This window comes from Pseudomonas oryzihabitans, from assembly GCF_001518815.1.
In the GTDB taxonomy this organism is placed as follows: Bacteria; Pseudomonadota; Gammaproteobacteria; order Pseudomonadales; family Pseudomonadaceae; genus Chryseomonas; species Chryseomonas oryzihabitans_E.
Genome location: NZ_CP013987.1, coordinates 169,349 through 195,347, shown reverse-complemented (window position 1 = coordinate 195,347; position 25,999 = coordinate 169,349). Strand labels below are relative to the sequence as shown.

Sequence of the window (25,999 nt, the reverse complement as noted above, 5' to 3'; positions counted from 1 at the left end):
CCATGGCCTCACGTTTCTCATCGTACAAAGGAATCCGCCCATGAAAGCCATCATCCACGGTGACGCCACCCTGCCCGCCAGCGATCCCCGCGCCCTGCAGGACGCCGTGCTGCCCGATCCCACACCCGAGGCCCATGACCTGCTGGTAGAGGTCCGCGCCGTGTCGGTCAATCCGGTGGATACCAAGGTGCGCCAGGGCCTGGTGCAGCGCGACTCCAAGGTGCTTGGCTGGGACGTCTCCGGCGTGGTTCGCGCCGTAGGCAGCGCCGTCAGCCGCTTCGCCGTGGGTGACGAGGTCTACTATGCCGGCGAGCTGTTCCGCCCCGGCTGCAACAGCGAACTGCACCTGGTGGATGAACACCTGGCCGGCCACAAGCCCAAAAGCCTGGATCACGCCCAGGCCGCGGCGCTGCCGCTGACCGCCATCACTGCCTGGGAGCTGCTGTTCGATCGCCTGGGCGCGACCGAGGGCGGTGGTGCGGGTCAACAGCTGCTGGTGATGGGCGCCGCGGGTGGCGTCGGCTCGGTGCTGGTCCAGCTGGCCCGTCAGCTCACCGAGCTGACCGTGATCGGCACCGCCTCGCGACAGGAAACCCAGGACTGGGTACGTACCCTCGGCGCCCACCATGTCATCGATCACCACCAGCCGCTGCGCCCCCAGCTCGAAGCCCTGGGCCTGGACGGCGTGACCCTGGTGGCCAGCCTCACCCATACCGATGAGCACTTCACCCAGCTGGTGGATGTCCTGCGGCCCCAGGGCCGTCTCGGCGTGATCGACGATCCGGCGCAGCTGGACGTGGTGCCGATGAAGGCCAAGTCGCTGTCGCTGCACTGGGAGCTGATGTTCACCCGCTCGCTGTTCCAGACTCCGGACAAGGTGCGCCAGCACGAGATCCTCGAACGCGTGGCCGAGCTGATCGACCAGGGCACGCTCAAGACCACCCTGGGTGAACACCTGGGCCGTATCGATGCCGCCAACCTGCGCCGTGCCCATGCCCAGCTGGAAAGCCACCAGGCCCGCGGCAAGCTCGTACTGGAGGGCTTCTGATGGCCAGGCTCTCCGCCCTGACCCTCGCCGTCGCCCTGGCGATGGGTAGCCTGACCACCCAGGCGGCGCCGCTGCCACAGGAGCGCACGCTCGGCCAGCTGGAGCAGGTCTTCGCCTTCCGCGACGCCATGCCCACCGGGGTCACCGTCAGTGAGACCGGCCGGATCTTCGTCAACTATCCGCGCTGGGGCGACGAGGTGCCCTTCACCGTCGCCGAACTCAAGGACGGCAAGGCCATCCCCTACCCGGACGCCGCGCTCAACGTGGAAACCCCTGGCCAGCCGGGCAAGGGCTTCATCAGCGTGCAGAGCGTGGTCGCCGATGGGCGCGGGCACCTCTGGGTGCTGGACACCGCCGCCCCCGGCTTCGCTCCGCCCAAGGCCGGTGGCGTCAAGCTGGTGGCCATCGACCTCAAGACCAACAAGGTCGCCAGGACCCTGGTCTTCCCCGCCTCGGTGCTCGAACCCAACAGCTACGTCAACGATGTGCGCATCGACTTTCGCGTCGGTCGCGCCGGGGTGGCCTATGTCACCGATTCGGCACCTCCAGGCGGGCTGATCATCCTCGACCTCGCCACCGGGCAGGCGCAGCGCCGCCTGACCGGTGCGCCCCAGGCCAATGTCGATCCCAGCTTCGTGCCGGTGGTGGAAGGCGAGCCGTTGCTGATGCAGCGTCCCGATGGCAGCAAGGTCCGCCCGGCCATCGCCAGCGATGGCATCGCCCTGTCGCCGGACGGCGGCACCCTCTACTTCAGCCCCCTGTCCAGTCGGCACCTCTATGCCGTGCCCACCGCCCTGCTGCGCGACCCCAGCGCCAGCGAGGCCCAGGTGCGCGCCGGGGTGCAGGATCTCGGCGAGAAAGGCGCTTCCGACGGCCTCGAAGCCGATGCCCAGGGCCACGTCTATGCCGGTGACTACGAGCACAATGCCGTGCGCCAGCGCCAGGCCGATGGCAGCTGGAAGACCCTGGTCCACGATCCGCGTGTGCTCTGGCCCGATACCTTCAGCATCGGCCCGGACGGCTATCTCTATTTCACCGCCAACCAGCTCCATCGCCAGGCCAAGTTCCACGGTGGCCAGGACCTGCGCGAGAAGCCCTACAGCCTGTTCCGCGTCAAGATCGACGCCCAGCCTGCCCCCACCCACTGATCCGATCAGGAGTTATCCATGCAGCTGTCCCAGATCGCCCGTACCCGTTACACCACCAAGGCCTTCGACGGCTCCCGCAGCATCCCGGCCGAACAGGTCGAGGAACTGCTGGAGCTGCTGCGACAGGCGCCTTCCTCGGTCAACTCCCAGCCCTGGCACTTCGTGGTCGCCGCCAGCGCCGAGGCCAAGGCGCGCGTCGCCCGTGGCATGCAGAGCCCCTACAACGAACCCAAGGTGCTGCCGGCCTCCCACGTCATCGTGCTCTGCACCCGCCTGGAGATGACCGAAGGCCATCTGGCCCAGGTGCTGGAGCAGGAAGCCCAGGACGGCCGCTTCGCCAAGCCCGAAGCGCGCGCCACCCAGGACGGTACCCGCCGTCACTTCGTCGACCTGCATCGTCATGAGCGCCAGGATGTGCAGCACTGGATGGAGAAGCAGACCTACCTGGCGCTAGGCACCCTACTGCTCGGCGCTGCCGCGCTGGGCATCGATGCCACCCCCATGGAAGGCTTCGACGCCAACAGCCTGGACCAGGAACTGGACCTGCGCGAACAGGGTTACACCGCGCTGGTGGTAGTGGGCCTGGGCTATCGTGGCGAAAGTGATTTCAACGCCGCCCTGCCCAAGTCGCGCCTGACCCGCGAGCAGGTCTTCACCTTCCTCGATTGAAGCCGAGGCAGTCTGGTAACTGTCAGGAAAGGGCGCAGCACAGGCGTCCTTCACCTGGCGCACTACCCGCCAAGGCAATGATCTCAACCGCGGCTGTATTCATGGCGAGCGAACCAGCTGGCTTACGCAGCGACTGAACTCATTCATCGTGAACGGCTTGGACAGCAACAGCGCCTGGCTTGGCAGGCCCTCTTCGAACAGCGGGCCGGCAAAGCCGCTGACGAACAGCACCCGGAGCTGGGGATCCAAGGCGATCAATTGGCTGTACAGGACCTTGCCGGTCATTCCACCCGCCAAGCCGATGTCGGTCACCAACACCTGAATATCCGGCGACGCCTTGAACCTGGCAAGCGCCGAGGCGCCATCTGCCGCCTCCATCACCTGGTAACCAAGCTCTTTCAGGGCGGCCGCCATGGTCTTGCGAACCACCGGCTCGTCATCGACCACCAGGACCCGTTCGCCATTACCAGTAGGGCAGGCATCGGGCTCGGCATTGGCCAACTCATCGATCTGTTCGATGCCCTTGCTGCCCCTGGGGAAAAACAGGCTGACAGAGGTGCCTGCGCCCAGCTGACTATGCACCCGGATCTGCCCGCCGGACTGCTCCATGAAGCCAAAGACCATGGACAGACCCAGCCCGGTGCCTTCCCCCAGTGGCTTGGTCGTGAAGAAGGGTTCGAAGACCCGCGCCACGGTGTCCGGCGACATGCCGATACCGGTATCGGTCAGGCTGATCTTGAGATAGTCGCCTATTGGCAGATCCCTCAGCTCGCCGTAGTGGGGCTCGACTGACACCCGTTTCGTTTCAAGGGTCAGTACCCCGCCGTCCGGCATCGCATCGCGTGCATTGATGGCGAGATTCAGCAGCGCATTTTCGAGTTGATTGGGATCGCAATGGATGACGCCCGTGTCTCCGATCAGGATTTCAAAACGGATCCCGGGCCCGACCGTGCGCCGGATCAGATCCTCCAGTTCGCTGACCAGCAGACTGGCTTGCAGGTTCTTTGGCTCGAGGCGCTGCTGACGAGAAAAGGCCAGAAGCCGGTGCGTAAGGCCTGCGGCGCGATTCGCAGAGGTCAAGGCCAGGATGATGTAGCGGTCCAGATCATCCAAACGGCCTCTGGCGATACGTAGCTGCAGTAATTCCAGACTGGAAATCACCCCGGCCAACATGTTGTTGAAGTCATGCGCGATCCCGCCCGTGAGCTGGCCGACCGCTTCCATCTTCTGGCTCTGGCGCAGCTTCTCCTCCGTGACCGCCCGCTCTGCTTGCTCCTGCTCCAAGGCTGCGGTGCGGTCACGTACCCGCTCTTCCAGCGTCTCGTTCCAATGGACCAGCGCCGACTCGAGATCCATTCGCTCCTGAATATCTTCGATGGTGCCGTACCAGCGCTGACGCCGGCCCTGTTCGTCCGTTTGAGCGAAGGCCCTGACGCGGTACCAGCCGTAGCCGCCGCTGGCCGTCTGGAGACAGGTTCGAATATCGTAGGCGGCGCCAGTTGCCAGGGAGTGTCGCCAGGCCTGTTGCATACGCTCCCGGTAGTCAGGATGAGGCACCTGCAACCAACCTTCGCCCAACAGCTCCTCACGAGAACGGCCGGTAAGCGTCAGCCAGCGGTCATCGAAGGAATCGATGAATCCTTGCGCATCGGCTGTCCAGGGAATCTGCGGATTGAGGACGGTCGCGGCGCAATACTGGGCCTCGCGCTCACGCAACTCGGCTTCGGAATGCTCGAGCGCCTGGACTTTATTGAGGCGATCCACGGTCGCCCCCAGCAGGTTGGCGTAGGTTCGCAGGAAGTCGATGTCGTCTGGTGAGAATTCACGCTCGACAGGGCTATCCACCTCCAGCAAGCCAAAGGGCGGCTGGCCTTCCGGCCCCAGGATGATGACGTTCACCAGCGCCCGCACGCCGTGATCCTTCAAGAACTGCGGGTAATCGAAACGATCCTCGGCGGTGATATCCGTCGATACCACCGGCTCACCCGTTTGTAGCGCGAAACCTTCGGACGAACGCTCTTTAGCGGGCACGAGCTCGTGCCCGACTACGCCGGGTTTCCAACCGACGCCACTGCGGACAAGGAGATTCCTACCATCGGCCTGGAGCTCCATGACCTTCGCCAGCGGTGTATCCAGCGCCTCACTGACGAGGTGACAGGCTTGATGGAGGATTTCATCAAGGTCGTTTCCCTTGAGTGCAAGCTCCCCAAACTTTGCCAGTGCCGTTCGTTGACGAAGGAGTACGTGCACAGAAGACATCAGTAACCGATCCTTGCCTGACAAGGGCGTCGATCGAATAACGACGTACCAACCGCCAGGCTTTATGTATAAAGCTACAGGCACGGTTTCTTATGATGGGGTTCCAGCAAAGTCAGGCTTTTGCGATAAAGCGCCTGCTGCGTGGGACCGGGGAGCGGATGAAACTGGAGAGTGGTCCGTCAGGAACCGCCTCGGCGGCGGCGGTGCGAGAGCGCGCACCGCCGTACCAACCGCGACGTTGAAAAGACCTCGAGCGCCTTAACCCTTCAGATCCGCCAGGATCGAGAACGCCTGCAAGCGATCCGCTTGCTCGTAGACGTCGCAGGTAAAGATCAGCTCGTCGGCGTCGGTCTTCTCCAGCAGCAGCTCCAGACGCTCACGGACCTTGTCCGGGCCACCGATCACCGCCATGCCGAGGAAGCTCGATACCGACTCCTTCTCGTGCGGCAACCAGACGCCCTCCATGCTGCGTACCGGTGGTTGCAGGCGCAGGCTGTCACCGCGGAACAGGGCCAGGATGCGCTGGTAGACGGTGGTAGCCAGGTAGTTGGCCTCATCGTCGCTGTCGGCGGCCACCAGGGGCACGCCGAGCATCACATAGGGCCGGTCGAGGACCTCGGATGGCTTGAAGTTTTCGCGGTACAGGCGGATCGCCTCGTGCACATAACGTGGTGCGAAGTGCGAAGCGAAGGCATAGGGCAAGCCCTTGGCCGCGGCCAGCTGGGCACTGAACAGGCTCGACCCCAGCAGCCAGATCGGCACCTCGGTGCCCGCGCCCGGCATGGCGATCACGCCCTGCCCCGGTTGCTGTGGCCCGAAGTAGTGCTGCAGCTCCTCCACGTCCCGCGGGAAGTCGTCGGAACTGCCCAGGCGATCACGGCGCAGGGCATAGGCGGTGCGCTGATCCGAACCCGGTGCGCGACCCAGACCGAGTTCGATACGGCCCGGATACAACGAGGCCAGGGTGCCGAACTGCTCGGCCACCACCAGCGGCGCGTGGTTGGGCAGCATGATCCCACCCGAACCCAGGCGCAGGGTGCTGGTGCCACCGGCTAGATAGCCCAGCAGCACGGCGGTCGCCGAGCTGGCGATACCGTCCATGTTGTGGTGTTCGGCGACCCAGTAGCGGGAGAACCCGAGCTGTTCGACATGGCGCGCCAGGTCCAGCGCGTTGTGCAGCGCCTGGGCGGCGTCGCCATCGTCGCGGATGGGAGCGAGGTCAAGGACCGATAGGGCGGTCTTAGAGAGACGGGTCATCAGGGATCTCCTCGGCGGCCTGATCGTAGGCCGCCCTGTGGCGCTGAATGAGAGGCTGCTTCGCGGCGGCCCAGGCGGCCAGGGCACCCACCGGCACCATCAGGCTTTGGCCCAGGGCGGTGAGCGCGTATTCCACCTGGGGCGGCTTGGTCGGGGTCACCGTGCGGGACACCAGGCCGTCGCGCTCCAGCTGACGCAAGGTCACGCTGAGCATGCGCTGGGAAATGCCGTCGACCCGACGACGCAATTCATTGAAGCGCAACGGGCCGGCTTCCAAAGTGAAGAGCGTGAGCAAGGACCAGGCATCACCGATCCGATCCAGCACGTCCCTGATCGGACAGGCATGGGCATGCAGGCGGCGACGACTGGAGATACGACTGACCACGGCGTCCATGGCGATCCTCGAAGCAGAACTGACTCCAGCCTACGCCTTCTGGGCGGTTATTAAAAGTAACCACCTGTCAGGGCTGGTACTGCTGCTCCGGCCAAGGCACAATCCAGGAGGTCGTGACCGTTTTTATTGATTGAACGTTCAATAAAAAATAGTTACCCTCGGAGACTCTTTCCTCTGTTCAGGAGATGCTCCGTGCCCAAGGTCGGGATGCAGCCCATCCGCCGTTCGCAGCTCATCGCCGCGACCCTCGAAGCCGTCGACGAAGTTGGCATGGGCGACGCCAGTATCGCCTTCATCGCCCGCAAGGCCGGTGTCTCCAACGGCATCATCAGCCACTACTTCCAAGACAAGAACGGCCTGCTCGAAGCCACCATGCGGCATCTGATGAATGCCCTGCGCCAGGCCGTGCGCGAGCGCCGCGCGGCGCTGCCCGGGGACGATCCCGCCGCCAACCTGCGCGCCATCATCCAGGGCAACTTCGATGACACCCAGGTCAGCGGACCAGCCATGAAGACCTGGCTGGCCTTCTGGGCCACCAGCATGCATCAGCCCAACCTGCGCCGCCTGCAGCGCATCAACGACCTGCGCCTGTATTCCAACCTCTGCTGGCAATTCCGGCGCCTGCTGCCGCGCGATCAGGCTCGCGCCGCCGCTCGCGGCCTGGCCGCCATCATCGACGGACTCTGGCTGCGCGGCGCCCTCTCCGGTGACGCCTTCAACACCCAGCAGGCCCTACAGATCGCCTACGACTACCTGGACCTGCAACTGGCCAAGGCCTGACGCTCACCTGATCGCCCCCGCCCTGCCGGTCAGCACCGACGGGGCGTCTTCAGCTGCTCCCTCCCCAACCTCCCTCCTCTCCCCCTGGCTAATCACCCGCCCCGGACCGATCCGCTCTAGGCGGCCCCTTGGCTCGTCTCGCCTCGACCATGAATTTTTCATTGATTGAACGTTCAATAAAAATTAAGTAGACTGGATTCATCGCTGGAGCAAAGAGCCCTTCTTTCGCTCCCCCTGTGTTCCTTGCGGGTGCCACGGCGCCCGCCCCGTCTTGGGAGATCGTCCATGGCCCGTTTCGCCGAACAGCAGCTGTACATTGGTGGCCGCTACGTCGCCGCCACCGGTGGCGCCACCTTCGAAACCCTGAATCCCGCTACCGGCGAGGTGCTTGCCGTGGTGCAGAGCGCCAGCCGCGCCGACGTGGACAAGGCGGTGGCAGCCGCTGCCGAAGGCCAGAAGGTCTGGGCCGCGATGACCGCCATGCAGCGCTCGCGCATCCTGCGCAAGGCCGTGGACATCCTCCGCGCACGCAACGACGAGCTGGCCCTGCTGGAAACCCTGGACACCGGCAAGGCCCTGTCCGAAACCCAGGCCGTGGACATCGTCACCGGCGCCGACGTGCTCGAGTACTACGCCGGGCTCGTCCCCGCCCTGGAAGGCGAGCAAATCCCGCTGCGCGAGACTTCCTTCGTCTATACCCGCCGCGAACCCCTGGGCGTGGTCGCCGGCATCGGTGCCTGGAACTACCCGATCCAGATCGCCCTGTGGAAGTCCGCCCCGGCCCTGGCCGCGGGCAACGCCATGATCTTCAAGCCCAGCGAAGTCACCCCACTGACCGCGCTGAAGCTGGCCGAGATCTACACCGAAGCCGGCCTGCCCGATGGCGTCTTCAACGTGGTCAATGGCGTCGGTCCCGAGGTGGGCGTGGCCCTGACCGAGCATCCCGGCATCGAGAAGATCTCCTTTACCGGCGGTGTCGCCACCGGCAAGAAGGTCATGGCCAGCGCCGCCGGCTCGACGCTCAAGGAAGTCACCATGGAACTGGGTGGCAAGTCGCCGCTGATCGTCTGCGATGACGCTGACCTGGATCGCGCCGCCGACATCGCCGTCATGGCCAACTTCTTCAGCTCCGGCCAGGTCTGCACCAATGGCACCCGAGTCTTCGTGCCCCAGGCGCTCAAGGCCGACTTCGAGGCCAAGGTGGTGGAGCGGGTCAAGCGCATCAAGCTGGGCGATCCCCTGGCCGCCGAGACCAACTTTGGTCCGCTGGTCAGCACCCCGCACATGGAAAAGGTGCTGGGCTACATCGCCCAAGGCCAGGCCGAAGGCGCCCGCCTGCTCATTGGTGGCGAGCGCGTCACCCAGGGCGAACTGGCCAAGGGCAACTTCGTCACCCCCACCGTCTTCACCGATTGCCGTGACGACATGGCCATCGCCCGCGAAGAGATCTTCGGCCCGGTCATGAGCATCCTCGCCTATGCCGACGAGGACGAAGTGGTACGCCGCGCCAACGACACCGAGTACGGCCTGGCCGCCGGCGTGGTCACCCGTGACCTGGCCCGCGCCCACCGCATGATCCATCGCCTGGAAGCCGGCATCTGCTGGATCAACACCTGGGGCGAGTCCCCCGCCGAGATGCCGGTGGGTGGCTATAAGCACTCCGGCGTCGGTCGCGAAAACGGCCTCACCACCCTCGGCCACTACACCCGCATCAAGTCGGTGCAGGTCGAGTTGGGCGACTACGCCTCGATCTTCTAAGCCGCTCAGGCAGCGCTTTTCTCCCCTCTCCGCTGGAGGGGGCCCGGGGCTGGGGCCAGACCCCACCCGCCGTCAGGAGGAGACTTTTTCATGGCACACGAATTCGATTACATCGTCATAGGCGCCGGCTCGGCCGGCAACGTCCTGGCCACCCGGCTGACCGAGGACAAGGACGTCAGCGTCCTGCTGCTGGAAGCCGGCGGCCCCGACTACCGCCTGGACTTCCGCACCCAGATGCCAGCCGCCCTGGCCTATCCGCTGCAGGGCAAGCAGTACAACTGGGCCTACCAGACCGAGCCTGAGCCGCACATGGACAATCGCCGGATGGAATGCGGCCGCGGCAAGGGCCTGGGCGGCTCTTCGCTGATCAACGGCATGTGCTACATCCGCGGCAACGCCCTGGACTACGACAACTGGGCGCAACTCGATGGCCTGGACGACTGGACCTACCTCGACTGCCTGCCCTACTTCCGCAAGGCCGAGAAGCGCGATGCCGGAGCCAACGACTGGCACGGCGGCGAGGGCCCGGTGTCGGTGACTACCGCCAAGCCAGACACCAATCCCTTGTTCGAAGCCATGGTCGAAGCCGGTGTCCAGGCGGGTTATCCGCGCACCGAAGACCTCAACGGCTACCAGCAGGAAGGCTTCGGTCCGATGGACCGCTTCGTCACCCCGAACGGCAGGCGCTCCAGCACCGCCCGTGGCTACCTGGACCAGGCCAAGGGTCGCCCGAACCTGACCATCGTCACCCACGCCACCACCGATCGCATCCTCTTCGAGGGCAAGCGCGCCAATGGCGTCGCCTACATGAAGGGCGATTCCCTGGAAGCCATCACCGTGCGCGCCCGTCGTGAAGTCCTGCTCTGTGCTGGCGCCATCGCCTCGCCGCAGATCCTGCAGCGCTCCGGCGTTGGCCCCGCGCCGCTGCTGCGTCGCTTCGACATCCCGGTCGTCCATGACCTGCCCGGCGTCGGCCAGAATCTGCAGGACCACCTGGAAATGTACCTGCAGTACGAGTGCAAGCAGCCGGTCTCGCTGTACCCGGCGCTGAAGTGGTACAACCAGCCGCAGATCGGCCTGGAGTGGATGCTCAAGGGCACCGGCCTGGGCGCCAGCAACCACTTCGAGGCGGGCGGTTTCATCCGCTCCAGCGAAGAGTTCGACTGGCCCAACATCCAGTACCACTTCCTGCCGATCGCCATCAATTACAACGGCACCAACGCCATCGAGGCCCATGGCTTCCAGGCCCACGTCGGCTCCATGCGCTCGCCCAGCCGCGGTCGCATCGAACTGACCTCGCGCGATCCGCGCCAGCATCCGAGCATCCTGTTCAACTACATGAGCACCGAGCAGGACTGGCGAGAATTCCGCGACGGCATCCGCCTGACCCGCGAGATCATGCAGCAACCGGCGCTGGACCCCTATCGTGGCGAAGAGATCAACCCAGGCCGCGACTGCGTGACTGATGCCCAGCTGGACGCCTTCGTGCGCTCCCACGCCGAGACCGCCTACCACCCGTCCTGCTCCAACAAGATGGGTACCGACGACATGGCGGTGGTCGATGGCGCCGGTCGCGTGCACGGGCTGGAAGGCCTGCGCGTGGTAGACGCCTCCATCATGCCGATCATCGCGACGGGCAATCTCAACGCCCCGACCATCATGATCGCCGAGAAGATCGCCGACAAAATCCGTGGTCGCGCTCCGCTGCCGCGCAGCAACGCCGCCTACTACGTCGCCAACGGCGCGCCGGTACGGGGTACCCCGCTGCGTGACGTCAACGGCCAGCGCGCCGCCGAGCCGGTTCCGCAGCGTCGTGACCAACCGGCTGCCTAATAGTCCGCAGCCGGTCATGAAAAAGGGCGCCTAGGCGCCCTTTTTCATTGATCCGGTTTTAGAGGCAGTCTTTGACGGCCACGAGCACATCCCGCGGTCGCAGAGGGTTGTTGGCCATCTGCTCACGCAACGCGATGCGCGTGCCACGCGATGCGGAACCGATATCGATAACAGCTGCCGTGGCCGGCGGCACCTTGCTGTCTACCAGCACGCGCTGCCCGCTGCCTTGGGATTGCACCTCCACATGGCGGCCACCCTTTTCCAGCTTGGCGACCAGACAGGCTCGATAGTCGTCGGCGCTCTTGCCGGTACGCAGCTCCATCGGTGGATTGCGCTCAAGGTTCGCCTGACTGGTGCAGCCAGCCAGCGCAGCGGCCAGCACGGCCAGGGTCTTCGTTCTCATCAGTGGCTCCTTGCAAGCTTTTTGCCCTATTTTAGCCTCGGCTGGCTTACGCTAGCCTTAACCTGTGCACATCCTCGGTTTACAAGAGCTTTTCCATGGCTATAATGGCCTCCCCCTTGCCGGTATAGCTCAGCTGGTAGAGCAACTGACTTGTAATCAGTAGGTCCCGGGTTCGACTCCTGGTGCCGGCACCATCTTAAATCACGCCCCTCAAAGCCTAGCGGACCTGCTACCTACAGCAGCCCTAGTAAGCTCATCGCCGTGCCTAGCTCCAAAGGGATTTAGGCCGTCACTCGCCAATCCTCCAGTAATTCAACAGAATCAAATTCGTTTTAGCGACGCCATCTATTAGGCGGAGGTAGGGTTTCAGCTCTACTTGATAAGCCCTAATTCGGAAACAACGGCATGCCCCATTGCGCTATAACTCCTTATTATGCAAGCAGCTTATATCGCAAAACTACAGGTAAATTAACTATCTGCATCGATCATTTAAAGTTATGGATTTTTTAACAAATTCGATCTGACTAAGCCCACCGATCAAGATAAGAATTGATGCAGGTATTTCTAATTAGCTTGAGATATTAAGAGTCTTCTTCACACTTTCTATCTTATCAACCAATTTCTTCCACTTAGACGGACCCAGGCGTTTATAGGGAGCTAAAAATCCCTTGTCCAGCTTGCATATAGCAGGCGGCAAGTCTGCCGATAGATCAATACCCGCATCTAGCTGGGCGACTAAGGATGGGCGTACATGCCCTAAACTTATTTCTCTTTCTAAATCAACATGCGAAATAAAGTCAGCATTGATAGCTGACTTGAGAGCCTGCATCCATAAGTGCCCTAGCTTATTTTCCGCCGATATCCAAGGCTGGGTATGCATATCTGTATAATGAAGAAGACAAGTAGACTGGTCAAACCTCTCTAGGCAGTTCCACTCTGGAGGTAAGCCGTACCCAATCGATTCTACGATGCTCATTTCATACATAAGCTCTTGATAGCTGAGTAATCCACTATCCATGGAATCAATTATATTCTCAATATTCCATCCTAGCGCATCGCAATTTAAAAGCATTACACTGAACTGACTTTTTCTACCATTTAACGTATCACCCACCGTCAGCAGTTGATGCCCTTCGAAATTAGCATTCCAAATTCTGGATATATCCGAGAACACCAACATGTCAGAATCAAGGTAAATAGCCTTACCTTGATAATCACATATTTCGGGAATTAGGAATCGTTGATAGGAAAAAGGAGTGCGCGCTTTGTTACGAGAGTTTTTAGGGATAGGTACGGCTTTTTTGTACTCATAGATTGGATACACCTCGACGTCGAGTGAGGAATGCAAACGAATAGAGTACTCTAAGACCTTTAATGGCAACCATTCTGATGGTGTGCTTGCAACAAAGATTCTTACGGACTCGATTCGAGTGAAAATGTTCACACTTGAGACTCCAACGCCGAGGAAATTTGGACGGATTATCTATTGCTTATGACCACAACTTGATTCTCTTCCCTTCCTTTTCGAGCTACTTGGTAGACTATATTATAGTCCTTGCCGGTGAGATCTCTGAACAGATTCAACCATACATCGGCAGCCAATATAGAAAGATGCGAATGACCATCATCGTAACAAGCGATCTTGTGGTAATTTATTTTCCCCAGAGAATCAAGCCGAGGAATAAGCTCTTTCACATCCTTTAAGTTTAGATGCTCGAGAAAGTCAGCAGATACGACTAAGTCGTATGTTTGATCAGGTGTCCACTCACGAATATCAGCTTGGAAAAAGCGCACATTTGAATGGCTATCCAAAACCTTTGTTATATTCGGAGATCTGGCCCAGTCGACGCCTGAAACAACTTTCCAGTGGCTAGCAGCCTCTGCTAAAAATAATCCATTTCCACAAGCCAGCTCGACGAGCGACTCTGAGCCCAACGAATTTATAGCATCCAGCTCTTCAAGCAGCCAATTATTATTTTGAAATGCGGTATTTGTATCATGCAATACTTGATAGTATTCCGCCTGTATAGAATCTCTGTCCATAATTTCACCTCCAAGGTTATTCGAAGCTCCATTCAGCGCTAGGTTGGAATGGAATACTGCTAAAGTAATCACCCATGGCCCTAAATCGATAGGGTTTACTTAAAAACTTTTGCTCCCCCTGCTCATTCATACCGACTAGCACGAGGTGATAGTAACCTGGACAAAGACCTAGTCTGCCCAGAGCCACTTTGAAACTTGCGCCGCTCGGCACTTTGAAACCTGAGCGTCTGGACGTCCAATCAGCGATAGCCGCCCCCGCTGATTGGTGGACAATAGCATGAATAAAGACGGACTCATCGCTGTAATTTTTTCCTCTTATAAAAATAGAGGATTCATGATGTATTTCACCATCATCCAACAGCGGTCCAACTTCATTAAATATAGTGAATTCAACAAACTGAGGATTGTAACTTATCTCTTTTTGGGGACGGCTAACGCCAGAAAGCTCTTGATACTTTTTAATGGCTTCTTGCGGATCGCCTTGTTGTACCACATTACCTTTATGGAGCACCAATCCAGAGGTGGCCATTCTAGAAACATGGTTGATACTATGCGATACCAAGATTACCGCAGAATTCTTTCGCATCTCATCTACTCTAGAGTAGCACTTCATACGAAAGCCTAAATCACCAACAGCCAGAACCTCATCGATCAACAGTATATCTGGCTCCATAGCGACAGACAGCGCGAAGCCCAGACGTGACTTCATACCGGAGCTATAGAACTGCACCGGCATGTCAAAGCTATCTTCAAGCTCTGCAAAGTCTACAATTTCGTCCATTCTCCTTTTAAGCTCGCTTTTCGAAAAACCAATCAGCCTCCCTTTAAGTTGGACATTCTCACGCCCAGTCAATGTAGGTTTAAAGCCTGCAGATAGCTCGATTAGCCTTTCCATTCGCCCGCGCTTTTCGACTTTCCCGGTGTCCGGCAATAAACTGCCAGCTAAAACCTTCAATAGCGTTGACTTACCAGCTCCATTCGTACCGAGAAGCGCTAAGCATTCGCCTCTTTTTAAGCTGAAGTTTATATTTTTCAGTGCCCAGAACTCATTCTCCCGCAAGACAGAGCCATCTCGTGTATGGGTCATCTCACTCAGAACGTCACGGACACCGTATTTAATAGAGCTCTGCAAGGAGCGCGAGTATTTTTTTCCTACCTGATCCACATTTAGCAAAACATCGTTCATGCATCAGGCTCCCGTACGCTCCAACAATATCGGCAAAATTTTTCTAGCGAGATAGAACTGAAGAACAAGTAGGAGAATGGTAATAATCACCCAAACATCCACGGCATAGGAAAAATGATATTGATCCAAGCCAATGATAGTACGTGCATAATTGAGTAGTGGCGCTACGGGATTTAAACATAGCAAATACGGTACCCATTCTTGACTGCTCAAAGCGGCGCTAGAAAAATGGAAAAAGACCCCCCCAGTCATTATTAATGCCAAGGAGATAGCTTGAATTGATTTTCCTATATCTTGCATCAAGGTAGAAAATGGCTGTATTACAAAGCCGATCAACGCGCCATTGACTAACAAAACTAACGAGATCATAAGAAAGCAGATGACAGCAAAAATACTTGAAGTATCTAGAAGTGAAGCCGCCAATAAAATTATTAAAAGTCTAGGGAACAGATCGAATAAACCGACTATAACCCCCCACAAAAATAAGGACTCTATACGCAAATCCGTGCGCGAAAGCAGTCCTTTGTTTTTTCGAACGGCATCCAGTTGCCACTTGAACCCCTCAAACCAACCTTGCCAGAGGCTAAATCCGGTAAAAATAAAAAGAGCGAATTCCCACCCATTAGTAGCAGCGCCTGAGCCAAATATGGGCTTTACTAGAACAAAAAGCACCGTATAACAAACGGGATAAAGCAGTGGCCAGACCAAGGCTAGTTTAGACGTTCTCAGCTCCGCTTTTTTGTCATGAATTGCTAACATCCATGCTTGGCGTAATATTTCAAAACACGCGTCAATACTTTTAGGAAAAGCCATTTAATACACCTGACTTTTAAAAGATTCAGAACTTACGTAATTTTGCGCAACACACTTTGCTTCATGTGCCAAAGTTTCCAACCGCGGAAAGGCCTGGTCCAGACGTGAAAGGTCAACCGCATAATCATCGAAAAACTCATTCATAAAGGCTTTAATTCTTTTAAGACGTTGTATTGAGGGTTCGCTTTTTGCAGCCTCCCACGCGAGCTGAATGGAGCCAGGCGTAGCATGATGAGTAACACAGTCGTACTCTACTCGTCCGAACGTTATAACAGGCTTATTAAAAAATAACGCTTCAAGTCCGACACCGCTATTTATAGTAAAGACAGCTTCACAGTATTCTATGAGATCGTAAACATGCAGATCACTCCAGTACACACCATCGCCCTGATAAAGAGCTTTGAAGGCATCAGCACTTTTACGATTAGCAGGATGCTCTTTGATGATCAGCGATTTGCCAACTTTTCTGCACCAGGCAACCACGGCTTCTAAAACTTCCAACTCACTGTAGTCAGAGAATTTAGTAATGGACTGATCGTGAGGAATTTGCAGTGGAAAAAAGATAAAGTCTTGTCTGGAAAGCAGATTATTTTGCAGTATTGAATCCGCTGTTAATCGCGCATGTTGTGAAAATTTAGAAGCTAAATTATTGTCTTGCAATCGCGCTTTATAGCTATCATATACCTTGGATTGATCATGAACGGATGATGTTGTAGCTGCATGGAACGGATAGCGACTTGATGCCGCGCTCCAACCACTTCTATCTACCGTAAAGACCCATCTAAAGAACTCCTGCATATAAAAGAATACAGGTGTTCTACAATTTTCGAACTCGTCTGCGCAGCGGTGCGGTACGAACACCAAATCAACTGCCAAGCTATCTACATACGAAGAATTTATTTCCCATGCCGGAATCTCAATAGTTTCGACAAGGATGCCAACCTTCTCCAGAAAATAGCCAAGATAAACAGTAAATTCTTTCCAGTTAAGACGAAGATTTACCGTATCAGCGCTTATATTGTTTGCTGTTCTGACATCGCCAGAAGGTTGCTTCCAAGGTAAGTCCAGACGAGGCAAAATCACTGAAGCAACCAATGGAAGACGAGCGGATACCCGAATAGATTCGAAACTTAGGTTTTTATTCTTTTTAAAGTTTAGCTGACTAAGCAGCTTTCGACCAATCAGCTGATCGGCAGGCGTGTCTAATAGAATATTCTGAAGCGCCTTGAATCTCAGGTCATTATTTTTAATTTCGCCTTTCGCAGCCCAAATTATAGACTCCTCATTAAAGGACCAGTCCGCGTACTTGGACTTTATATTATAAACAGATAGCTTTTTCTTATTTTTATACATAGCAGTAGAAAACGATACTTGATCGAGAAACCACTTTTCCTCATGACTATTGAAAGCATCCTCTATTGAGCTTGCAATTTCATTTATTAGTGATCTAACTTGCAGCGTGGATTGGCACCATAGTGTTCCAGTTGCTACGGCTAAATGCATAGGGACATCAGTATCGGTTTGATCACGGCGCCTAATACAAATCTCGGCCACTTGCTTGTCTGTGAAATCTCTGTCAATGGAATTTATAAACAATGAATCTGCGTCTAGCACCAAATATTCATTAGAAGACGATTCCAAGAGCTCAGACAATCGAATAAATCTTGCACATGCATAATATGTTTTTTGACTTTCCTCTGATCTACCCTCTAGATCCACTTTCTCATAGGTAACACTCAATGCAGTACGGTTCAACTCACAAGAAAGCTTAGAAAGCTTAGTCAAAACCTGCTCGGTCGGATTTACGACGTGCAAAATGAAGTGAAACCCTGGAGAGAAAATATCCAAACTCTTAATCAACGGAACGGCGTATTGAACATACGCTGAATCACATGCCGAAAAGATGACAAGATCATTCGGCTGAATAGAAAGCTCGCTGGTTAAGTAATTTGCAACCTTTCTATTTAAAGTAGAATGCACAATTTCATCCTTCGATACATAATAACTATTTAGAGTCAACTACTCCGCATAGTTTAGCAAATCTCTGGGCGTGGTTCTGGTAAACCTCACTCATTTTCACCATCGGGAACAGATCTCCGCTATGCGAATACTTCCTGTATCCGTCTTCTATAGCCGCTTGAAGATAAGCAACACCAAAACAGGTATCCAGATGGTCCTCGTCAGAGAAAATAGACCAGTCTGCCATGTAGCCAAGCTCCGGTCGATTGAGATCAATAAATGGAATTTTGTACTTTTCAGAAACGCGTTTGAGGTCATCCGTGTGCTTTTGGATACCGTTTTCAATTTGGTAACTATACAAATCGGATCGTACAGGAGGTTGGAAAAAGACAACCTCTATACCATGCAGCTTTCCCCACTTCGCAATGACATCGAATAGCCCATCCCAAGGGTACCAACCTGATATATCCCTCAAACGCTGGACTTTTACATTATCGGAGGCTATGCCTTGACGGTCCCCTTTCTTTGATATCTCTTGGGAAGGAGGGCTTAGCCGCTCACCATCAGCGTCCAACTGGCTTAGTAGAGGATCGTTTTTTACTAGCAGTTCAGAGCCAGAGTTTTCTTTCAGAAAGAGGTTGTGTAGTCGTAATTGATCTCGATGAGACCAAAGATATGACTTATTAAAAGACAGCTCACCATCTGAGCTTTTCTTAGCTGCTTCGAACGTTTTTAAAAATTCTCCTTTATCGTCCAAGCCTGATCTAAATGGAAGAATTCCCAAAAAAAGTGGCATATATTTTCTATGATCATCTTCTACTATAAAGCGATCAGGTCTTCTTAACAAAAAAGATGCTTCTATAAACACCTTTTTTAAATGAGGAAATCGGATTCTAAGTAATTCAGCTTGTAGGAGGAGTCCGTAGGATATCTCATTGTAGGAATTACCTGACCCATTGACAGCGTTTGATATCCCATACCATTTAGGACGAATGACCTTGGTTCTTGAAGTACCTACATACGCTTCATTAATGCTATCTACATGATTAGATTTTTCGAAGATAGCCATGTTATGGATCAGCATCTGATTTCCAGACTCTCTGCCCGTTAGAACTCTGTCTCCGGCGTGATTGAATAGCTCTTCGAGTTGAATATCCTGTTTTTCACTTCGGGCCACATGATTTCTTACAGCCCACTCAGCAAAAAATACTGCTGAAATAGAAAAAGCCAGTGTGAGCGAAACTATTTTTTTCATGTGTCAGCTTGATAACCGTTAGAAATGGAAATAGATAAAGTCGTTACCATCAACGTAATAAACTAATGAGTAAAGCACCAAAGAGGCGACTATCAAAGATAATGTGAAAGGTCGCTTGATATAGTTCTCGAATCCCACAGTGGTTGTATGAACCAAATACTGCAACAACACGTAAAACAAGAGAAGCTCAAAAAAACTTGGTGAAAGCTTTGTTTCCAGCCAACCAGGGGAATACTGAAAGATTGATCTGAACATCAACATTGCAGTGTTGAAATCAACTGCCCGAAAGAATACCCAAGCAACAAAGACTACAACCATTGTTAAAGCCCAAGCTATTAGCTTGTTTTTAAAAATGGCAACCATATAAATGTTTGAATCTAACTGTCCGAAGTACCGATTCACGGCAAGCGCCACACCATGGATGCCACCCCAGATTATAAAATTCCAGCTGGCTCCGTGCCAAAGCCCTCCGAGCAGCATAGTCACTATCAAGTTACGTTGGATTTTCCATTGAGGACTTACTCTAGCCCCTCCCATAGATATATATAGATAGTCACGAAGCCAATTGCTCAAAGTAATATGCCATCTTCTCCAAAAATCCCGGATAGACGTCGCAATGTAAGGAGCGTCGAAGTTAGCGGGCAAGATATACCCAAAGCCAAATGCCGCTCCTAATGCCATTAAAGAATAACCCCAGAAATCACATAATATCTGTATGCCGAAACCCACTATAGCCATTAGGTTGTCGAATCCAGAGTATGCATCAGGCGAATGAAATATGACATTCACATAGGGTGATAATCCATCAGCCACCCCACACTTGAGAGCGAAGCCAGACAAGAAAAAATAGAACCCCTTGTAAATCTTCTCAGGACTGAAGACTTGCATGGTTTTTATCTGAGGAACTAGCTGGCCTGCTCGGCAAATAGGACCTGCAATCAAGTGAGGAAAGAAAAGAACAAATATAGAAAAGCTTAGAATATCTTTGTCATGTTCAATTTTTTTGCGGTAAATATCTATTTGATAAGATATCAGCTCAAATATGTAAAAAGAAATTCCTAATGGTAGAATTACTGAAAGGTGAAAATTAAAATCCAAACCTTGTGCGTGCGCTAGAACATTTACGTTGTCTAAAAAAAAGTTAGCGTACTTGAAATAAGCTAGAACAGATAAGTTTATTATAGTGCTAAACAAAATCCAATTCTTGCTGCGACTTTTCGTCATAAAACCAGCTATTAGCCAGTTCAATAGAATCATTCCGAGAAGCAGGAGAACGAAGATTTTACTCCAGCTCATATAAAAATATATGCTTGAGCAAAATACGATCGTTTGCCTCAGACGCAACGACGGTGACACCCAATACAACGCCAATGAAGCTGTCAACAGGTATATATATTCTAGTGAATTAAAAAGCATAATTAGTTACTTTGCTTGGCACGGACGGATGCTAGGCTAAGGATTTCCATAACCTGGTCACGTAGCTGCGTTATTGAATACTCGTTCTTTACCTTAGACTGGGCATTCATAATCATTTTCTGACGTGCTTCGGGTTCATCCAATAGACGTTTTATGGCTTCAAACCACTCATCAGAAGTCTCAGCCAAAATTCCGCAGCCGTTGCTACAGCAGTCGTCGTAAATAGTGTTCCTAGACGCCACGACAGCGATACCCGAGCAGCTGTATTCTACCCACTTGGTATTTGCTTTAAGCTTATTAAAAGGAGAATCTGTTAGCGGGCATATTCCAACTGACCAGCCTAGCTTCTCCATCTGTGCACTGAATGCCTTGTAGTCACCTACAGGAGGGATATGCCGAATACGGTCTTCGAAAGGCCTTAGGCTCTCTGGAATCGGAACTCCACCAAACAGCTCAAAATGTAGTTTAGGATAAGCTATCAACAATTTCTCTATAGCTGGCAAGACGGATTCTAGATCAGCTGCGTGATCGAAGCCCATGTATCCTATTTTAGTTAGGTTACTTGTTTCAGTAGGTAAAACGAAGTCGTTGGCAGAGCAGTAAATCTTCCCTGAAATGAAGTGTGTATTATCGCGCTCGACTAAGTCTGAAAGCCTTTGGGCCAAGGGATCAGTTGAACAATAAACCAAGTCCGAGTTTTTTAACAAGAATTTAACAGACTCAATTCTTTTAGGATTATTGTGAAATTCGTACTTTTTTATTCCTATTTCTTTTGGCACATTCAGCAAATCGTCATCAATATGATAGATCTTAGCTGCACCTATATTGGTGGCTTTTTCGTAAATCTCGCGGTAGTAAGGACCGCTATATCTACAAAAAACGACATGTGTAGGACGGAAGGTGTCAAATCGGCTAACTATCCATTCCGTCACTTCAGATTTCTGACGCTGGCTAAATAAATCTTTTATCTGCTCGTCGCTCAGAAGTTCAGTGCAAACGTTTCCAGATTCAACCTCGACGCAAAGAGGCTTCACGAAACTCAGTTGCAATGTTGGAATATAGGCGTTAGCCACATACAAGATACGTACATCTGCAGATGCACCCGACTTTTTAAGATCTGCTCGCTGCAAAAGCCTTCCTAGCAACCTTTTCATAATTATCCTAAAAGCTAGTTTTGTATTCACACTTTAACTACTTTTTACTTGGCGCTGTTGACTTTCCTGCAGTTTTTTTTCATAAGCCTTTATTGCTTTGTTGCGAATTCGCTTCGCCTCTTGTACCTCCCGATGAGCAACATAGCCTTTTGCTTTATCACGAGCGCTATTAAACTTATCTACGACCGGTAGAAATTTTTTCGGTAATTTATTTCTGTTGCATATATCAAACATTAATGACGGTCTCAAATAACCTAATTCGATATCCTTCTTAATGTCTTCTTTAGATAAAACTTTATCCTTCAGCATCCTACGAACTTCTGAAAACCAAAGCTCTCCATTTGGATTAAAGCATGATGTCCACGGCTGAGTAGTAACATCAGTAAAGTGGATTAGCCGAGTATCTTTGTCGTAATGTTCTAAGCTATTCCACTCAAAAGGCACTCCATAATTAACTTCGCTTTCATCTAAAATACAGAGCTCTGACATCAATTGGTCGTAATTATAGCTTTCATCGTCTAGTCCTTGGACAATAGCTTCTACATCCCAATTTAAACGAGAACAGTCTAGCAACATTACAGCGCATTGTTTTTTACGCTTTTTAGGAGCACCTGCCTTTTGAGTAGTATGCTCTGCAAACTTAACTTCCTTTTGAACGATCACTTTTGCACCGTCAAAAGGAAGTGACCAAAGCTCTTCGATATCCTTGAACACCAGCATGTCGGCATCCATGTATATAGCCTTTCCCTTATACCCCGCCAATTTCGGTATGCAGAACCGACTAAATGAAAATCCAGTACGCTGGCTGTTTCGAGGATCTTTAGGCACTGGCACAGGAAGATCAAGCATGGGTATAACTTCTACCTTTGCTCGCGTATGGCGTTTTATTGAGTACTCCAATACAGGAACAGCGAGCAGCTGTGACCGATCTACGCCCACGTAAACACGAATGGTATCATCAATGTCTTTATGCATTCCGCCCACCTCAAAGTGTCCCTTTAGAAAATTCTTCCTTAGCCCAAGCAGCTAAGTTAGAAACACCGTCGCTAATAGACACTTGGGGTGTCCAGTTTAGTAATACCCGCGCACCTTCTATATTTGCACAGGAATAACGAATATCTCCTACTCGGTACTCTCCAGAAATCGAAATTTCCAGCTCGTCGCGTTGTAAGTTCTTTCGGAGCTCCTTTGCAACATCCAGTATCTTAGTCGCTACACCGCTACCGATATCAATAATCTTACCGTGCGCAACTGAGGCCTCCCCGCCAAGCACCAACGACTCAACCACGTCATCAACATATACAAAATCGCGCGCAATCTCTCCATCTTCAAAAATAGCGAGCCCCTTCCCGCTAAGCAGGCGTTTAGAGAAAATTGACAGAACTCCAGTGTAGGGATTGTTCAGCGATTGACCTGGCCCATATACGTTTTGGAAGCGCAGAATCAGAGTGTTCCATGGAGCACCATCGCCAGCCTGTATCAGCAAATACTCTTGCATGAGCTTAGTCGATGCATAGATAGAAGCTGGCGCGACAGCTAATCCAGCATGACTTGCGATAGCTTTGGCCGGTAAAGGCGCACCGTTAGGTAGAGGAACTGAAAAGTCTCCACAGGACATTGCCTCTGGCTGTCGGGGTAATCCCGTATACTCGATTCCTTTAGCATCTTGGTATCCGCCCTCTCCATACACTGCCCGCGAAGCAGCGAGTATTACTTGCTTTACTGTACCAACTAATCTAATAGCACTTATTAAATTTGCGGTACCCATAACATTTACGGCACTGTAGCGAACGGGTTCATCATAAGACTGCCCGGTACCCGTCTCAGCTGCAAGATGATAGACGAGATGAGGCTGTGCCAGGAGGACAGCTTGTTGCAAAGCATCAGCGTCTGTTACATCGCCCTTAACGAAGCGTACACTCTCTGGAAATATGGGTTCCTTCGCACCCACCCCATGAACTTGAGAATGTAAGTTATCAAAAACCCAAATTTCTTTACTTGGGTCTTTGGCTAGTAGTGCCCGCACCAGCCTACTTCCAATAAACCCAGCGCCACCGGTGATAAATACAACTTCTTTTTTTATGTCACTCATGTCAAACCCCGTCACTATACCAATGCTTTTAAAATCTTTTCTGAAGCGTTTCCAACAGCTACATTTTCTAGGTAGAAGCGCTCACTTATCTCACTGAGCAGAGCTCTTTCTTTTTGATCCAAACATTTATTTATAAAATCCTGCGCTTCATGGCAGCTATTAAGCAAACTAAGAGGCCTATATTTTTCAATTTCCAAGTCGAAAGAAACGATTGCTACTGGCAAACGCCTCGCTGCAGCGTCAAGAGCTACGGTAGAAGGTGTGGTTATTACTGCTGACAAAACGTTAAGTATCGACTCCGCTGTAAAGGCTTCCCATTCGGGAGCTTTAGGATCTGCGATAACTAGATTTTTAGCACTGGGCAAGCTACCTTCGTAGCGATTGGTCAACCACATTCCAGCATGATGAGGCTTTACCAAAAATTTTATTGCTGGATTTGCTAAAGCTAAAAAATCTAGCGCCTCCAAAAAGAAATTTCGATAACTATCCGAGTAACGGTGCCAGTGAAGATTTTCAAAGACTCCAACTATTGTTTCTCCCTCAACCCAATCCCCGGGTAAGATGATAGGAGTTACTACAGGTGTCTTAGTCCATCCTACAGTCACGCATCGACTCCGTGTTGAGTTGTCTACTTTAGCATCTAGCTTGTCTATTTCTGACCAAATGAAAATTTGATCAGAAACAAAATCGACTTTATTGATTGGGTGCTGCTCGTCACCGTAAGTCAGCCCGACGTTTTCAAAACCATGTTGCAAGGTACCGGTCTTTAACCCTTTCTGGCGGGCAGCCAGTATTATCTGCCTAGGAAAACGGTGTGGGCCTAAATTAGTTTCTGTAACGGCAAGTACTGCTTTCACACCTTCTGGAAATTCTGGTATGCCTTGTAGTTCGAGCTTGTCAGGCAAAACTTTCATGTTGACTAGATTTTTTCTTAATGTGCCCACTACTCTAGGTGACTTTTTTAACAACGAAGCGCTACACCACACTTCAAGCTCAATTTTTTGCCTACCAGCCTCGGCAATTATACCTAATGCCAAGTCCAAGTCTTGAATCAGGTGCAACACTATTATAAATTCGGGAGAACTTTTGGGAATATCTCTTGTAGACGTGACAACATTTTTTATTACTTCTGACCATAAATTATAGATAGATTCGCGCCCATAAAGCTTGTCAATGAGGGACTGCGCACGCTTGACATCGGCTTTTCTTCTAGCATCTGAATGTAGATAGCTCTTTATACCTTCTATGTCGTCATCAGTAACTATACACTCGCGCAAGGGCTCTAGGGCAGGAGTCATGGTTGCTATTACTGGTACGCCTCTGCACAATGCGTGCACCGTACGATTGGCAGATTTACAGATGCTGAAGGCGTCGAGCGAGTTAGGTACCAAAACGGCAGTAGCGTCTTGTAATAAAGACTCAACTCGCGAGGCACTCCATTCGACATAGTATGTTTTTAGCCTAAACGGCTTTATATAGCTTTCATATTTTTCTTGATTATTGCTAACTACTACTAACTCAATATTAAATTCCTGACCAATCTTTTCTAACAACTCTCTGAGTTTTAAAAGATCTAGCATTCCATAATTTGCATGAGGCGCGCCATGATTGCCAAACCATAGTAGTCTTCTTACATTCCTAGGTTTTTTTGGAGGCATGCCATTATTTGGTGAATCATCCTGCTCCTTTAATATCTCTGGGTTAGCAGCGGGCGCTTTTCCCTTAAAGGCATCCTTTTTTTGGCTTCCCAATAGCCTCGAAACAAAAGCTCTATCTGAATTACTTTTAAAAACTCGTCGACGCAAGGACGATGTTATCTTTTTATATGTTAGTTTCAGCAGGACTTTTAGACTGTATGTCTTCAGCAATATTAAAAATCTTTTTTGCTTTAGAATTTGAATTCTCAATTGATGAAAGCTTGACTCTTCTGGTAGCAAATCATCATGCTTAGCTTTGATCACATCATTATAAGCATTCTTGTTACCGTCATCGATCCCGTCGGGCACTATATATACAGATAATTGCTTAGGGGATAAGCTTTTTACTATTTGCGCCAGAGGCTCTGTTGTCACAACCACTGCAGAACAATTGGCAATAATAGAACCAAAAATTCCTGCGTGATAGTTTAAGCCTTTATTTTGACTGTACGTATCTGTGAAAATGTTGTCACACAAGTCGAATACAACAGGTATTCCTTTCTTAGCTGCTTCTTGAGCTAACAGACAATCGTCTGCAGACAAACTTTTTACTATGACCAACAGATCTATCTTATCTAAATTTATTTCCTGAATCGTTGCATGTACTGAGCATTGATATTCAGAAAAACCCAATGACCGAATTGGAATCAATGCGCGATACCGGACGCTAGCAATATCAATAGATTTTTTTGATACCTTCCAAGCAACCCTCATAGCTTGAGATTTCAATTCAGTCATAAATGCCCCTTTATAATCGCAGCCCATTTTAGTCGTTTTGCGCAAGCTGCTAAACATCCAGTTATTCAATTATTATCCATGGCGGACATGTTCACAT

21 protein-coding genes and 1 tRNA gene are annotated in these 25,999 nt (G+C 52.3%); 7 read left to right on the top strand and 15 right to left on the bottom strand.

Going from position 1 to position 25,999, the window contains the following annotated elements:
• The first annotated feature begins 40 nt into the window (after positions 1-40).
• The 3 genes from APT59_RS00890 to nfsB are packed head-to-tail and all read left to right on the top strand — an operon-like array spanning position 41 to position 2,865.
• Entirely contained in the window at positions 41-1,048 is a 1,008-nt protein-coding gene (locus APT59_RS00890; protein ID WP_059313133.1) for a zinc-binding alcohol dehydrogenase family protein, read from the top strand.
• Positions 1,048-2,196 carry an L-dopachrome tautomerase-related protein gene (locus APT59_RS00885; protein WP_059313132.1) on the top strand — a complete coding sequence of 383 codons (1,149 nt, stop codon included), beginning with the start codon at positions 1,048-1,050 and terminating at the stop codon, positions 2,194-2,196. The genes APT59_RS00890 and APT59_RS00885 overlap by 1 nt, the downstream gene beginning before the upstream one ends.
• A gap of 18 nt (positions 2,197-2,214) precedes the next feature.
• A complete protein-coding gene (gene nfsB, locus APT59_RS00880) occupies positions 2,215-2,865 on the top strand; it encodes an oxygen-insensitive NAD(P)H nitroreductase (RefSeq protein WP_059313131.1) in 651 nt (216 codons plus the stop codon).
• A gap of 99 nt (positions 2,866-2,964) precedes the next feature.
• Here the strand turns inward: nfsB and APT59_RS00875 are convergent, their stop codons facing one another.
• The 3 genes from APT59_RS00875 to APT59_RS00865 all read right to left on the bottom strand — a co-directional run bounded on the left by APT59_RS00875 (position 2,965) and on the right by APT59_RS00865 (position 6,775).
• The gene (locus APT59_RS00875; protein ID WP_059313130.1) at positions 2,965-5,124 is read right to left on the bottom strand and encodes an ATP-binding protein; all 2,160 of its coding nucleotides are present in this window, start codon (positions 5,122-5,124) and stop codon (positions 2,965-2,967) included.
• Positions 5,125-5,382: 258 nt separating this feature from the next.
• Positions 5,383-6,381 carry an LLM class flavin-dependent oxidoreductase gene (locus tag APT59_RS00870; RefSeq protein WP_059313129.1) on the bottom strand — a complete coding sequence of 333 codons (999 nt, stop codon included), beginning with the start codon at positions 6,379-6,381 and terminating at the stop codon, positions 5,383-5,385.
• The gene (locus tag APT59_RS00865) at positions 6,365-6,775 is read right to left on the bottom strand and encodes a winged helix-turn-helix transcriptional regulator (RefSeq protein WP_059313128.1); all 411 of its coding nucleotides are present in this window, start codon (positions 6,773-6,775) and stop codon (positions 6,365-6,367) included. Before APT59_RS00865 ends, APT59_RS00870 begins: the two co-directional genes overlap by 17 nt.
• A 192-nt stretch (positions 6,776-6,967) precedes the next feature.
• Here APT59_RS00865 and betI point away from each other — a divergent pair, with 192 nt between their 5' ends.
• From betI to betA, 3 genes are all read left to right on the top strand, one after another.
• Positions 6,968-7,555 carry a transcriptional regulator BetI gene (betI, locus tag APT59_RS00860; protein ID WP_059313127.1) on the top strand — a complete coding sequence of 196 codons (588 nt, stop codon included), beginning with the start codon at positions 6,968-6,970 and terminating at the stop codon, positions 7,553-7,555.
• Between the two features lie 285 nt (positions 7,556-7,840).
• The gene (gene betB, locus APT59_RS00855; protein WP_059313126.1) at positions 7,841-9,313 is read left to right on the top strand and encodes a betaine-aldehyde dehydrogenase; all 1,473 of its coding nucleotides are present in this window, start codon (positions 7,841-7,843) and stop codon (positions 9,311-9,313) included.
• Between the two features lie 90 nt (positions 9,314-9,403).
• Entirely contained in the window at positions 9,404-11,146 is a 1,743-nt protein-coding gene (gene betA / locus APT59_RS00850; protein ID WP_059313125.1) for a choline dehydrogenase, read from the top strand.
• Between the two features lie 58 nt (positions 11,147-11,204).
• Here betA and APT59_RS00845 read toward each other — a convergent pair whose 3' ends face one another.
• The gene (locus APT59_RS00845; protein WP_059313124.1) at positions 11,205-11,549 is read right to left on the bottom strand and encodes a hypothetical protein; all 345 of its coding nucleotides are present in this window, start codon (positions 11,547-11,549) and stop codon (positions 11,205-11,207) included.
• 118 nt (positions 11,550-11,667) lie between these two features.
• Here APT59_RS00845 and APT59_RS00840 point away from each other — a divergent pair.
• Positions 11,668-11,743: transfer RNA gene (locus APT59_RS00840), tRNA-Thr, on the top strand.
• A gap of 374 nt (positions 11,744-12,117) precedes the next feature.
• Here APT59_RS00840 and APT59_RS22025 read toward each other — a convergent pair.
• From APT59_RS22025 to APT59_RS22320, 11 genes are all read right to left on the bottom strand, one after another.
• On the bottom strand, positions 12,118-12,993 hold the full coding sequence (locus tag APT59_RS22025; protein ID WP_167348549.1) for a glycosyltransferase: 876 nt from the start codon (positions 12,991-12,993) through the stop codon (positions 12,118-12,120).
• Between the two features lie 35 nt (positions 12,994-13,028).
• The gene (locus APT59_RS22020; protein ID WP_082696258.1) at positions 13,029-13,592 is read right to left on the bottom strand and encodes a class I SAM-dependent methyltransferase; all 564 of its coding nucleotides are present in this window, start codon (positions 13,590-13,592) and stop codon (positions 13,029-13,031) included.
• 16 nt (positions 13,593-13,608) lie between these two features.
• The gene (locus tag APT59_RS22015) at positions 13,609-14,778 is read right to left on the bottom strand and encodes an ABC transporter ATP-binding protein (protein WP_082696257.1); all 1,170 of its coding nucleotides are present in this window, start codon (positions 14,776-14,778) and stop codon (positions 13,609-13,611) included.
• A gap of 3 nt (positions 14,779-14,781) precedes the next feature.
• The gene (locus APT59_RS22330) at positions 14,782-15,591 is read right to left on the bottom strand and encodes a hypothetical protein (RefSeq protein WP_156428919.1); all 810 of its coding nucleotides are present in this window, start codon (positions 15,589-15,591) and stop codon (positions 14,782-14,784) included.
• A complete protein-coding gene (locus tag APT59_RS22010) occupies positions 15,592-17,571 on the bottom strand; it encodes a hypothetical protein (RefSeq protein ID WP_156428918.1) in 1,980 nt (659 codons plus the stop codon).
• A 25-nt stretch (positions 17,572-17,596) separates the two neighbouring features.
• Complete coding sequence (locus tag APT59_RS22325; protein ID WP_156428917.1) at positions 17,597-18,805, bottom strand: hypothetical protein; 1,209 nt, start codon at positions 18,803-18,805, stop codon at positions 17,597-17,599.
• 18 nt (positions 18,806-18,823) lie between these two features.
• A complete protein-coding gene (locus tag APT59_RS22005; RefSeq protein WP_167348548.1) occupies positions 18,824-20,101 on the bottom strand; it encodes an MBOAT family O-acyltransferase in 1,278 nt (425 codons plus the stop codon).
• 122 nt (positions 20,102-20,223) lie between these two features.
• Positions 20,224-21,375 (bottom strand): glycosyltransferase family protein, encoded by a 1,152-nt coding sequence (locus APT59_RS22000; RefSeq protein WP_082696254.1) that lies wholly within the window; start codon positions 21,373-21,375, stop codon positions 20,224-20,226.
• Positions 21,376-21,408: 33 nt separating this feature from the next.
• Positions 21,409-22,350, bottom strand: a complete 942-nt coding sequence (locus tag APT59_RS00815) for a glycosyltransferase (protein ID WP_059313119.1) — start codon at positions 22,348-22,350, stop codon at positions 21,409-21,411.
• A 10-nt stretch (positions 22,351-22,360) separates the two neighbouring features.
• The gene (locus APT59_RS00810) at positions 22,361-23,467 is read right to left on the bottom strand and encodes an NAD-dependent epimerase/dehydratase family protein (RefSeq protein WP_059313118.1); all 1,107 of its coding nucleotides are present in this window, start codon (positions 23,465-23,467) and stop codon (positions 22,361-22,363) included.
• 14 nt (positions 23,468-23,481) lie between these two features.
• On the bottom strand, positions 23,482-25,971 hold the full coding sequence (locus APT59_RS22320; RefSeq protein WP_156428916.1) for a glycosyltransferase: 2,490 nt from the start codon (positions 25,969-25,971) through the stop codon (positions 23,482-23,484).
• Positions 25,972-25,999 lie beyond the last annotated feature (28 nt).